At 46.3% G+C, this 12,314-nt stretch carries 9 protein-coding genes and 5 pseudogenes; 13 read left to right on the forward strand and 1 reads right to left on the reverse strand.

Annotated elements, in window-relative coordinates; genetic code table 11:
* Positions 1 to 304: 304 nt before the first annotated feature.
* Positions 305 to 928 (forward strand): annotated as a pseudogene (locus PAV_RS37875) (SbcC/MukB-like Walker B domain-containing protein); the annotation flags it as partial.
* A gap of 267 nt (positions 929 to 1,195) precedes the next feature.
* Here the strand turns inward: PAV_RS37875 and PAV_RS15855 are convergent.
* A pseudogene (locus tag PAV_RS15855) lies at positions 1,196 to 1,946 on the reverse strand (SAM-dependent methyltransferase).
* 209 nt (positions 1,947 to 2,155) lie between these two features.
* Here PAV_RS15855 and PAV_RS15860 point away from each other — a divergent pair.
* The 12 genes and pseudogenes from PAV_RS15860 to PAV_RS15910 all read left to right on the forward strand — a co-directional run bounded on the left by PAV_RS15860 (position 2,156) and on the right by PAV_RS15910 (position 12,314).
* Positions 2,156 to 2,686: a hypothetical protein gene (locus PAV_RS15860; protein WP_005547921.1), complete on the forward strand. Its 531-nt coding sequence runs from the start codon at positions 2,156 to 2,158 to the stop codon at positions 2,684 to 2,686.
* A 188-nt stretch (positions 2,687 to 2,874) separates the two neighbouring features.
* A complete protein-coding gene (locus PAV_RS15865) occupies positions 2,875 to 3,225 on the forward strand; it encodes a histidine triad nucleotide-binding protein (RefSeq protein ID WP_005547923.1) in 351 nt (116 codons plus the stop codon).
* 183 nt (positions 3,226 to 3,408) lie between these two features.
* A complete protein-coding gene (gene rpsU, locus PAV_RS15870; RefSeq protein WP_005547957.1) occupies positions 3,409 to 3,582 on the forward strand; it encodes a 30S ribosomal protein S21 in 174 nt (57 codons plus the stop codon).
* Positions 3,583 to 3,597: 15 nt separating this feature from the next.
* Positions 3,598 to 4,041 (forward strand): GatB/YqeY domain-containing protein, encoded by a 444-nt coding sequence (locus PAV_RS15875; protein ID WP_005547959.1) that lies wholly within the window; start codon positions 3,598 to 3,600, stop codon positions 4,039 to 4,041.
* A gap of 403 nt (positions 4,042 to 4,444) precedes the next feature.
* Positions 4,445 to 5,313, forward strand: a pseudogene (locus PAV_RS37880) (NfeD family protein); the annotation flags it as partial.
* Positions 5,314 to 5,454: 141 nt separating this feature from the next.
* Positions 5,455 to 5,646 (forward strand): NfeD family protein, encoded by a 192-nt coding sequence (locus PAV_RS37885; protein ID WP_476638845.1) that lies wholly within the window; start codon positions 5,455 to 5,457, stop codon positions 5,644 to 5,646.
* A 74-nt stretch (positions 5,647 to 5,720) separates the two neighbouring features.
* Positions 5,721 to 6,716, forward strand: a complete 996-nt coding sequence (floA, locus tag PAV_RS15885; RefSeq protein WP_005547965.1) for a flotillin-like protein FloA — start codon at positions 5,721 to 5,723, stop codon at positions 6,714 to 6,716.
* Positions 6,717 to 6,800: 84 nt separating this feature from the next.
* Positions 6,801 to 7,256 carry a hypothetical protein gene (locus tag PAV_RS32440; RefSeq protein ID WP_157266880.1) on the forward strand — a complete coding sequence of 152 codons (456 nt, stop codon included), beginning with the start codon at positions 6,801 to 6,803 and terminating at the stop codon, positions 7,254 to 7,256.
* A gap of 262 nt (positions 7,257 to 7,518) precedes the next feature.
* The gene (gene yqfC / locus PAV_RS15895) at positions 7,519 to 7,812 is read left to right on the forward strand and encodes a sporulation protein YqfC (RefSeq protein ID WP_005547970.1); all 294 of its coding nucleotides are present in this window, start codon (positions 7,519 to 7,521) and stop codon (positions 7,810 to 7,812) included.
* Positions 7,809 to 9,040: pseudogene (gene yqfD, locus PAV_RS15900) on the forward strand (sporulation protein YqfD). The gene yqfC and the pseudogene yqfD overlap by 4 nt, the downstream one beginning before the upstream one ends.
* A gap of 20 nt (positions 9,041 to 9,060) precedes the next feature.
* Positions 9,061 to 10,029: a PhoH family protein gene (locus tag PAV_RS15905; protein ID WP_005547976.1), complete on the forward strand. Its 969-nt coding sequence runs from the start codon at positions 9,061 to 9,063 to the stop codon at positions 10,027 to 10,029.
* Between the two features lie 15 nt (positions 10,030 to 10,044).
* Positions 10,045 to 12,314 (forward strand): annotated as a pseudogene (locus PAV_RS15910) (HD family phosphohydrolase).

Raw genomic sequence — 12,314 nt, forward strand, 5'->3', positions numbered from 1 at the left:
AGGACGCCAAGCGGCGATTGCTGCGCAGGCTTGGGCGAGTCTGTCTGAACAGGCATCAGTGAGCAGCCAGCGACTTCAAGAACAGTTGGAGAAATCTTCATTCGTAGATGTTGCGGAGGTACATGCTGCTAGAATGGCAGAAGAGCTTGTTGAGAAAGTGGAGAAAGACTTGATAAGCTACAAGGAAGAAGTTCGAGACGTCACTTCCCAGTTGAATCGATTGCAGCAGCGAATAGGAGCTTCGTTCGTTACCGATGAACAATGGATCGCTTGCAGCGAACAGAAAGAAGCAGCCGAAGCAGCCGCTGAAACCGCACTTGCCGGCAAGGCTAAGGCAGAGCGGGATGCTGAGCAATTAAGAAGCAAGCATGCGCGTTGGACGGAGCTTGAAGAAGCGCGTTCACGCACGGAGGAATATGCTGGCCGGTTACATCAGCTGCAGTCGGTATTCAGAGGCAATGCCTTTGTTGAATTTATTGCGGAAGAACAGCTCATGCAAGTTAGCCGTGCCGCGTCAGAACGGTTGAAGTCGCTCACGAAGCAGCGCTATGCATTGGAAGTGGATTCTGGCGGAGGGTTCGTCATTCGCGACGATGGTAATGGAGGCATTCGCAGACCGGTATCTACGTTGTCCGGAGGCGAAACCTTCTTGACATCGCTAGCGTTGGCACTTGCACTTTCCTCGCAAATTCAATTGCGCGGCAAATATCCTTTGGAGTTCTTCTTCCTTGACGAAGGGTTCGGTACGCTTGATCCCGAACTGCTTGATACCGTCGTAACAGCACTGGAGAAACTGCATTCGGACCGCTTGTCTGTTGGGGTAATCAGCCATGTTCCAGAGCTGAGAGCGCGCTTGGCGAGAAAGCTGGCTGTACTACCGGCAGAGCAAGCAGGACAAGGATCGCGGATTGTGATGGAAATGAATTGAAACGATGTGAAATAGCTCACAGTAACAGTTTCAACAGGCTGTTATAATACAGATAGCCGACATCTAATATTATTTGATTGCACCTCGGTGATCGTATTGTGTCTGCAAACAATCGTGCTTTATGAAGGATAGGCGCAATGCTTGCAGAAACAGTATGCTCACAGCGCTGACGCGCTGCCCGCAAAGCGGGGTACGAGGTGCTCTTTTTTAGTAATGTCACAATCCTAGTACCACAGCGTGTTGGCTATCAGTAGTTGAAATCGTAAGTTACAGGGCGGTAGCCATTAAGATGAATCGGTGCTGCTTCACCTCGAAAAATCCTTCGGTCTGTATCCGATTGTATATTTCATATAGCGGTTCTCGGTAGTAGATATCGAAATTAGGAACCTGCCAAGGAATGGCTTTCATGTAATATACGAGTGCCCCGATGTCGTAGAAGCGTTGTGCGGGATAGGCTTCATTGCTGTACTCAATTTTAAATCCGTTGTTTTCTAAGTCATCAACCGCCGATTGCAGGCACCAATCGTTATATTCCTCGTTTAGCGGAACGCCTAGCATCTCATTAATTTCCGTGCAATCCTGCCCGCCGACTTGTTGTGTCACGAATATACCAGAGTCTACAATTATTCTCCTAACTTCACGAGGGGAGTAGGAATCATGCTTGTTTATGATTAAGTCAAAACTTGCGCTATCAAGCGGCAGTTTATGATCGTCGTCGAATTCCACGACCTTGACTCCGAGCGGCTCGAGTCTCTGCTTCGCTATCGGAACATTGGGCGGGTAACCTTCTGTTGCTGCGATAAGCGGAGGGAAGGGAAGCAGCTTTGACAAAAATTCACCGCCGCCTGTCAAGCTCAGAAGAGGATTTTCTTATGAGAGGAATAATTATGCTCCCATATGACCAAGGAAGCAGTTCTTCTTGCATACGCCCCGTCGCTGAGATAAAGGGAAAATCCCATCCAGAAAAATGCTTATGCGTATCATTCAATAATTGTAAAAACGCAGTATTCTGTTGCAAAATTTGCATCCCCTAACAAAATGGAAAAAATTATGAACTTAATAAATATATCATAGTGACTCTTTTTCTGTGTTACCGATTTTGAACGAACATTTCACTGTCAGGAAATTGAAATGTAATTTTTTTGAACAAAGTTGCCTTTACATACACATTTAAGCCCATAGGCGAATACGATGTCGTAGCATGATCTTCCGTATAAGGAGGCACTTATGAAGAAAAGGTCATCTGTTGCAAAGAAATCGGGTACTGTTCAACCGCAAGCGACTATCAGTGCCGATGACAATGCTGCTCCTGAAGTTACTGCGACAGGGAAAGGGAAAGAAAAAGAGTCTATATTCGATCACTGTCAGAAACATATGCATCGTTTTGTGCGTGTGCAAACACATGATGGAGTTGTCTATCAGGCTATTGTAGAGTCGGTAGATCAAAATTATATTAGCTTGGCGGTTCCAACATGCACACATGCAGAGCCAGTGCAGGCCAGTGAAACCAATATGCCAATTGGCAATCTTGTCCCGTATATGGAAATGGAGCGTTCCGCTTACGGCTATTATCCGCAACCCCGTACGCAACCTTATCCATATCCAGGCACACCATATGTAAAAACGCCATTTATAGATCCCCATTTTCCAGGGTATTGCCCAGACTATTACTATCCCTATGGTTATGGCAAACGATTCGGAAAAGTTGTGCTCCCGCTCGCTGGGCTAGCTGATCTATCGCTTCTTCCCTTTTATTAAGAAATCTTTCAATTCACGGTCATTCACGAAAAATGAAAGCTCCGCTATGTATAGATGGAACCGGAGCTATCGATTTTTAGTCCGACTTGGACGAGCTTCTATTTTTTGATATGATAGCGGTATACAATTACGATCCGACAGCGAGAAAGCTAGGGCGTGACGAACTCATACGAGGAGGAATGAAAGAGATGGATTGTATTTTTTGTAAAATTATCGAAGGCTCCATTCCTTCGAAAAAAGTATTTGAGAATGATACTGTAGTTGCTTTCCATGATATTACCCCACAAGCTCCAGTACATATTCTCGTAATTCCGAAGAAGCATATTGCAACTATGAATGATGCTGAAGGAGAGGACTTTGCTCTTATTGGAGAAATTCATCGTGCAGCACAGCAAATTGCCCGTGAGCTTGGCATTGCAGAATCAGGCTACCGCCTGATTAACAATTGCGGGAAGGATAGCGGACAAGTCGTATTCCATATCCACTATCATTTGCTTGGCGGCAAGCAATTGGGTGCATTGGTTGGGCCAACGGCTTAACAAAATACTGCAATGATGATGAGGGGGTTGTGGCTTGATTGCACTTGGGCAAACATTTCCAATGGTGAAATCTCGTCATAATCTTTCCTCATGGTTGACACCTACTTTTAGAATCACATATAATGTAGTTTGATGAACCGTGTTTTTGTTCTTGGACGGTCTGTTCGGAGGGAGGGATAACTGGTGTCTGAAACGAAAGTTCGCAAAAACGAGACAATCGATGCCGCACTTCGTCGCTTTAAGCGCTCCATCGCAAAGGATGGCGTATTGGCTGAAGTTAAAAAGCGCAAGCACTATGAGAAGCCAAGCGTTAAGCGCAAGAAGAAGTCCGAGGCTGCCCGCAAGAGAAAGTTTTAGGAGGATAACGCACCAATGGATCTTAGCCAAAGATTGAACGAAGATATGAAGCAAGCGATGAAAAGTCAAGACAAGTTCAAACTCTCCACCATCCGAATGGTTCGTTCGGCGATCAAGAATGTTGAGATAGATGAAAGAAGAACTTTGAATGACGATGAAGTGCTTGAAATTCTAGGTCGTGAGATCAAACAGCGGAAAGATGCCCTCCACGAGTTCGAAAAAGCAGGTCGAGGCGATTTGGCAGATGGTGTACGGGCGGAGATTGAAATCTTGACGCCTTATCTTCCAGCTCAGCTTTCCGAAGAAGAGATAAAAGTGATTGTACAAGAGACCATCCAAGAGACCGGTGCTTCTTCGAAAGCCGACATGGGGAAAGTAATGGGTGCCCTCATGCCTAAGGTGAAGGGGCGCGCAGACGGCAAGTTAGTCAATTCTGTCGTGCAACAATGTCTGCAATAAACGATCTCTTTGCGTCTATTGACGAAACGATAAAAAACACTCCTTATTTTGAGGAGTGTTTTTTTCTGTATATGTAAAGGTGAAACGCAATGTATAATGTTGACGTATTATTATATGTATTCAAAAGGTAGGTTGTCGCACGGTGGTTCTGCAACATATCCGAATGATCAAGGACTTTTTGAATAGTATGTATCGCATATACTTTACAACAGAATAAGAAAGGGGGTAGTCATCCAGTATGCGGTTTTTGCGAGAAAGAACATTTGGGCTAGCCATCTTGGCTTTGGTCACCATCATGTTGTTGTTCTCCAGCATTCCATTTGTAAGCGCTCAAGCGAAGGCAGACGGAAGATCTGTTCACAATGTAGTTGTCCTTCCGTTGAAGGGAACGGTCAATCCTGTAATGGAATCTTTTCTGTACCGTGCACTTGAGGAAGCAGAGCAGTTGAGTCCTGAAGCGATTATTATCGAAATGGATACACCTGGCGGGGAATTGGAGTCGGCAGGAAAGATCAGTCAAAGAATAATTACTAGTCCTGTGCGTACCATTATGTTCGTAGAAGGAAATGCAGCTTCTGCAGGAAGCTATCTTGCGCTGAGCGCAAATGAGATCGCCATGACGCCAGGCAGTGCAATCGGATCGGCTGCACTAGTTGACAGAGCTCACAATTATGTGGACGATCCAAAGCTAGTAGCGATGTGGGTTAGCAAAATGAAAGCAGTTGCTCAGAAAATGGACGTGACCCGATTATCGCACAAGCTATGGCTGACTTGCAGGGTTCTTATGAGATTAAGGAGCTTGGACGCACAGTGCCATCTGGAGAAGTGCTGTCATTGAGTTCAGAGGATGCACGTAAAGCCGGATACACTGAATATGTAGCTTCCAATACAACAGATTTGCTAAAGCAGTTGAAGTTGGATCAAGCGAATCTTGTTCAGATTGAACCATCTATCTCAGAACAGATTGCTGCTTTTGTCGTTCATCCTGGCATTGCGACCCTGCTTCTGTTCCTTGGGATTGCAGGCGTTGCGATTGAGCTGTTCGTTCCGGGCTTCGGCGTTCCAGGGATTCTGGGGATTGCTGGATTTGGATTATATTTCTTCGGTCATTATATTGCAGGACTAGCGGGGGTGGAGACCATCGTATTGTTCATTATAGGACTGATACTGCTAGCACTGGAGTTGTTTATCCCAAGCTTCGGTATATTGGGTATACTAGGCTCATTGAGCTTGATAACGGGAGTTGTGCTAGCTGCGAATGATACTGGTCATGCACTGCTGTCGCTAGGTATTGCCTTTGTAGCTGCGTTGGTTGTTGTGATTATCGTCGTTCGGATATTCAAGCATCGAGGCATTTGGAACAAATTCATTCTACGGGACTCCTTGTCGACAGATGAGGGGTATGTATCAAATGTGAATCATACGGAGCTGATTGGGAAGACAGGTCGTGCATTGACGACGTTGCGCCCATCAGGAACGGCACTAATTGACGATATTAAATATGATGTCGTCACAGACGGAGCCTTTGTAAGCCGTGACGAGGCAATTAAGGTTGTGCAAGTAGAAGGGGTACGGATTGTTGTCCGTTCCTTGAACCAAGATTGAGGTTGAAAAGTAACAAATTCTGCGTGTTAGCTTACAGCTTTACACATATAACAAAATAATGGAGGATGATGAGTATGGATCCATCTATCGTAACAACGCTATTAATTGGGGTTGTCATTGTTATCGCGCTAAGTGTATTCTTTAGCTTTTTCCCAGTCATGCTCTGGATCTCGGCAATCGCGTCCGGAGTCAAGATTGGTATTATTACGCTTGTTGCAATGCGCTTGCGTCGTGTCACGCCTAGCCGTATTGTCAATCCGATGATCAAGGCTACTAAGGCTGGTCTTGGCTTGAACATTAACCAATTGGAAAGCCATTACCTTGCAGGAGGTAATGTTGACCGCGTTGTTAACGCATTGATCGCAGCACAGCGTGCTAACATTCATCTTGAATTCGAACGCGCGGCAGCGATCGATCTTGCTGGACGTGATGTATTGCAAGCTGTACAAATGAGCGTTAACCCTCGCGTTATCGAAACGCCTATCGTCGCAGCTATGGCGAAAGACGGTATTGAAGTAAAGGTTCGTGCGCGCGTTACCGTACGTGCTAACATCGAACGACTCGTCGGTGGTGCAGGGGAAGAAACCATTATTGCGCGCGTTGGCGAAGGTATTGTAACAACAGTAGGTTCCAGTGCATCTCATAAAGACGTTCTAGAAAATCCTGATTTGATCTCTCGTACTGTACTGGGCAAAGGTCTGGATGCAGGAACAGCCTTCGAAATCTTGTCCATTGATATTGCGGACGTAGATGTAGGCAAGAACATCGGTGCTCATTTGCAAACCGAGCAAGCAGAGGCGGATAAGCGCATTGCCCAAGCAAAAGCGGAAGAGCGTCGTGCAATGGCGGTAGCGCAAGAGCAAGAGATGAAAGCGCGCGTTGTTGAAATGCGTGCACGTGTTGTAGAATCGGAATCCCAAGTTCCGCTTGCTATGGCTGAGGCACTTCGTGGAGGCAAGCTGGGTGTTATGGATTATATGAATTTGAAGAATATTGAGGCCGATACACAAATGCGCGGCACGATTGGTAAAGCGTCTGATAACAATCATGACAATAAATCGGAAAGCTAGGCGATGAGCCATGGTAATCATTGAGAAGATTATTCATTTCATCACGAGCAATCCGTTAATCGCCATTTTATTTTAGGTGCGATCTTGTCATCCTTGGGTGGTTCGAAGAAAAAGGACGGCAAAAACCGGATGCCTGATTTTAGCGGAGGCACACGGGGGAGCGAGGATAAAAAGTACAATGAGGATCTCGAAGAGGAGTATAAGGAAGTAGAGCATCAGCCTGCCTATGCGAGCGCAGACAAATCCTCGCCAATTGTACTGACTTCCTCTTCCGACATCTCTCGCGATACGATTGACTCCGATGAAGCACGACTTGCGGAGATGGAGCAGCGTCTCGCTGCAATTGACCGAATGGCTAGCTCCATTTCATCTGGTGCAGGGGTTAAAAAAGGCTCTGCTTCAGCGGCTGTTTCGTCTGTATCGAAGCAGGGCATACCGAGCCGGGAAATCACTTCTGATGAGGTAATGCAAGGGATCATTTGGTCAGAAGTCCTCGGTCCACCGCGTGCCAAGCGTCCATACAATCAGCGGCAGCGCTAAGTGCTTGATTAACTAAATACGCAAGCTTGTTTGCTATATCATTTATGGATGATGTAAGAACCGAAAGAGCTCCATTTTACAGTATTGGCATATCTGTGCTTATCCTGTAGAGTGGGGCTCTTTTTCTTATTTTATTTCACTATGCTGGGCTCAATCTCTTGGAATATTCCTAGAGGATATCGCACCAAGGCCTGTTCCCATCGTTATAATCACGCCATCCGGCGCATAAATTGTAACGAATAGGAAGGGGGCCCGTCGCAATATGAGTCGCTTTGGCCGCAAATTGAGCAACTGGACAGCAAATTGGCTGGATTTGCCGCAGGATACCTTATCGGATACGCCCCGGTTGGCCATGATTGGGAATCGGCATCTCATCGTTGAAAATCATCGCGGCATTGTTCACTTTTCGAACGAGCTGGTTCGTCTGGCGCTAACCAATGGAGAACTGGAGATAACCGGATCTGAACTTGTGATTCGAGCAATATGGACAGAAGAAATACGTATTGAAGGGACAATAGGCCATATCACATATAAAGGAACGGGGGAATTGAAGTGAAGGCACCTGTATTAGCACATGCGCGAGGCTATGTAAGAGTTCGTATTCGAGGAGGGAGTGCGGAGTCTTTTATCAATTCGGCTGTCTCCAGTCAAATTCAGGTGTGGGATGTGCAACGGACTTCATTCCACGACTTCCAATGTTATGTACTAGTGTCTGATTATTTTAAGCTGAAACCAATATTGAAGCAGACAGGCTGTCGGGTTCATGTTGAACAACGAATGGGCCTGCCTTTCACGATGAGACGAGTTCTGCGACGAAAGTTTTTTCTCATTGGCTTCGCTTTTTTATGCTCGGATTGTACATGCTCTCTTCACTCGTATGGTCAATTGAAGTAAAGGGGAATGTTCGTATCCCGACAGAACAGGTTCTTGCAGCTGCCAAGGAGCAGGGAATATATCCTTTCCAGTGGACATTCCGACTTCGCGATCCGGATGTAATTGCCAAGGCGATGCATACGAAGCTGAAGGAGGCTTCTTGGATCGGTGTGAATTGGGAAGGGACAAGGGTGGCTATACAGGTCATAGAGGCAACTAAACCTGATGCATTAAAGCTGGTCAACCCAAGACATATTGTGGCTTCAGCAGATGCAGTAGTTACAGATATTATTGCGGAGAATGGACGAGCTGTCGTTGCACGCAATGCCCGAGTGAAAAAAGGCGATGTGCTGATCTCAGGTGCAATTGGCAATGAGACGGAGCCAAAAGATGTGGTGGCAAAAGGAGAAGTGAGAGGATTAGTCTGGCATCAGTATGAGATTTCGTCACCGCTGGTGATGAGACATAAAGTATATACAGGTGAAGAAAAGGAACGGAAATATATTGTTACCGGCAGTCGTAGGCTCATGATAGCTGGCTTCGGAGATATTCCATATGCTCATTATGAACTGCTGCAGGAGGACAACACCCTCCGGTGGAGGCAACTGTCATTGCCGATTGGCTGGATGATTGAAAAAATTAAGGAAGTTCAATTTGCTTCTGAAGAACGGACGGCAGAACAGGCGTCAGAAGCGGGACTTAAGCAGGCAAGAGCAGATGTGCTTGGAAAGAATGGGCCGAATGCCCGCATCCACTCGGAAAAAATTTTGCATCAGAAGACGGACAATGGTAAAGTGGTCATGAAGGTGCTTTTTGAAGTGGAGCAATCAATTGCGGAAGAACTTCCGCTTGTTCGCCAGTTTGAACAGAAATCACAACCGGAATCAGAACCACAAGAACAAGGACACTGAATACAAGGAGACTGAGGTTTTTGTCGCAACAACAGACTGTTAAAATTTCACTGCAAAACGCTGCTGAAGGACTTGCGCTGTTCGGGCCGCAAGATAAGCATCTGCGCCTTATCCAAAGCCGTACGGATGCACTTGTGTCATCGCGCGAAGCAGAGGTTGTCATTACGGGGGAAGCGGAAGAAACTGAAAAATTAGAGCAGTTATTTCTTGTTCTACTCGAGTTGATCCGCAACAATATTATCCTGTCTGAGCGGGATATTATGTATGCAATCGATTTGGCGCAGGAATGGAAGGTTGATGAGCTGCTTGATTTATTCAGGGGTGAAATCGCACATACATACCGCGGCAAGCCAATCCGCGTTAAGACAATAGGCCAGCGGCATTATGTATCCACGATTAAGAAGAGAGACATCGTATTTGGAGTAGGTCCTGCCGGTACAGGCAAAACCTATCTGGCGGTCGTGCTGGCCGTGGTTGCACTAAAAGAAGGAGCTGTCAAGCGAATCGTACTGACTCGGCCTGCCGTAGAAGCGGGGGAGAATCTTGGCTTTTTGCCTGGGGATCTGCAGGAAAAGGTAGATCCATATTTGCGTCCTCTGTACGATGCGCTGTATGATGTCATGGGCACCGAACAGGTGGCAAAGGCTCTTGAGCGCGGACTGATTGAAATCGCACCTCTTGCCTATATGCGGGGGCGGACGCTGGATGATGCGTTCATCATTTTGGATGAGGCGCAAAATACGACGCCTGAGCAGATGAAGATGTTCCTGACGCGGCTCGGGTTCGGCTCGAAAATGGTCATTACCGGGGATATTACCCAAATCGACTTGCCTCGCGGGAAGAACTCAGGCTTAGTAGAGGCAGGGCGGATCTTGAAGGAAATTGATGAGATCGGATTCGTGCATTTTGCCGAGCAGGATGTCGTTCGTCATTCCTTAGTGCAGAAAATTATTACAGCTTACCAGAAGGAAAGCGAAAACCAAGGATAGAGAGGACTGTTCTCTATGCTACAGACAAATCGTTCCGGCAACGGAAATAACAAACGTCAGGTCAATATGACGGGATGGAAGTATAGCGTAGGCGTACGTTTTCTTCTGTTTTTCTTATTAACATTATTATTTTATTTCAGCTTGGCACCGAGTATTTTGCCGGAGAAGCTGGATATTGAAGTCAATGCGAAGAGTGAAAAGGATATCATCGCACCGATTCAAATACCGGACAAGAAGGCAACGCTGAAAGCTCAGGAACAGGCCGCTGAACGTGTACAGCCTATTTACGAGATTATTTCGCTGAAAAATGAGCGATTAATTGACTCACTGTTCGAGAGAATCGATCAACTTAATGATGATGAGCTGATCTCTTACTCACAAAAGATTAGCCTGTATCGTACAGTCATCCCTGATGAGGTTAATAAGTATCTTCGAGAGTTCATGACGACAAGTCGAAATAAAGATACGTATTCGGAAACACTGCTTGACGAAGTGAAAAAACGTATTGACGAGCAGAAGTACGATATTCCCGAGGAGACGTATCTGAAGATTGCACGCTTGTCCAAAGAAGACGTAGCGCAAATGAAGCCGGTGGCCCGTGAGCTCGTGTCCAAGTTGATGGCAGATGCAGTTCCAGATGCCTCTGTGCCTCGAGCCAAGGTGCCGGAATACGTCAATGCGAGCTCGCTTGACAAGCGTTCCGCTCGCGAGGCAGTGCAGGAGCTCGTTCGCCTGTGCATTACGCCAAACAAGTTCTATAATGATGACGCAACGAAGGAAGCGAAGGTTCAGGCGCGGGAAAATACGCCGCCTATCTTCATTAAGCAGGGCGATATCTTTATTAAAAAAGGTCAGCTTATCTCCCAAGAGACTTATGATTTGCTGAAAGAGAACGATCTCTTGAAATCTGAGGTTAACTATTGGCCGCAGCTCGGCCTGCTGATTCTGTCGGTCATGCTCTCGCTTTTTTGTTTATGTTCATGCGTCAAACGAGTCACACCCATTTCAAATTTAACAACACTCAGCTATTAATGCTTGTATTGATTTTTACCATCAATATTATTGCGATTCATATTATCGGCTACGCGCAGACGAAGGAAATTCCTTTTATAGGCTATGTGGCCCCTACGGCTATGGGGGTTATGCTGATTACCCTGCTTATTGATCTGCCGCTGGCATATCTATGTGCAATCGTATTGAGCTTGATAGCGGGTATTATATTGAACACAGATAAAAGTACGCTGTTTGATTTCCATTTTGGATTTTTCGCACTCGTTTCGTGCTACGCAGCCATATTCGCTATTCATCGCGCCAGCCAGCGTTCAACGATATTGAAGGCAGGCATCATGGTATGCATCTTCGGCAGTGTGACTGCTTTAATGCTGTCCATGTTGTACGGTGAACCGATGAATCAGGGCAATACGATGCTAGCGGCGGCGTTTGCCTTTGCAAGCGGTCTGCTGACCTCTGTGCTTGTGCTTGGGCTTATGCCATTCTTTGAAGTTACATTTGGCATATTGTCTGCACTGAAGCTAGTTGAACTGTCCAATCCAAACCATCCACTGCTGCGCAAGCTGTTGACGGAAACGCCCGGAACGTATCATCACAGTGTAATGGTTGGGAACTTGTCGGAACAGGCTGCTGAGGCGATTGGTGCGAACGGATTGCTGTGCCGTGTTGGGGCCTACTATCATGATATCGGCAAAACAAAGCGTCCAAGTTACTTTATTGAAAATCAAACAAATATGGACAATCCACATGATCAAATTGATCCTAAGCTTAGTACATCTATTATCGTTGCGCATGCACGCGACGGTGCCGAGATGCTGAAGGATTATAAGCTGCCGAAGCCGATACGCGATATTGCGGAGCAGCATCATGGTACAACCTTCTTGAAGTATTTCTACTTCAAAGCGAAGAAGCAAGCAGAAGAGCAAGGGATAGAACCTGATTTTACAGAAGACGATTTCCGTTATCCTGGGCCAAAAGCGCAGTCGAAGGAAGCGGCCGTCGTAGGTATCGCGGACTGTGTCGAGGCAGCTGTTCGCTCGTTACGCCACCCGACTGTTGAGCAGATTGAGTCCATGATTCATAAAATTGTGAAGGATCGTATGGATGACAATCAATTCAATGAATGTGATTTGACACTTCGAGAACTAGATATTGTTGCACAGTCGCTGAAAGAGACGGTGATGGGAATATTCCATTCCCGCATCGAATATCCAGACGATTCGAAGCTGAAAAATAAAGGAACGGACGCAAACGAGGAACCAGCAAAATCTTAA

Origin of the sequence: Paenibacillus alvei DSM 29, from assembly GCF_000293805.1 — a bacterium.
GTDB lineage: Bacteria > Bacillota > Bacilli > Paenibacillales > Paenibacillaceae > Paenibacillus_B > Paenibacillus_B alvei.

Bases quoted from the DNA above. Each gene is read 5' to 3' on its own strand.
- PAV_RS15875 (WP_005547959.1), top strand. From the start codon at position 3,598: ATGGATCTTAGCCAAAGATTGAACGAAGATATGAAGCAAGCGATGAAA.
- PAV_RS15860 (WP_005547921.1), top strand. From the start codon at position 2,156: ATGAAGAAAAGGTCATCTGTTGCAAAGAAATCGGGTACTGTTCAACCG.
- PAV_RS15865 (WP_005547923.1), top strand. From the start codon at position 2,875: ATGGATTGTATTTTTTGTAAAATTATCGAAGGCTCCATTCCTTCGAAA.
- floA (WP_005547965.1), top strand. From the start codon at position 5,721: ATGGATCCATCTATCGTAACAACGCTATTAATTGGGGTTGTCATTGTT.
- yqfC (WP_005547970.1), top strand. From the start codon at position 7,519: ATGAGTCGCTTTGGCCGCAAATTGAGCAACTGGACAGCAAATTGGCTG.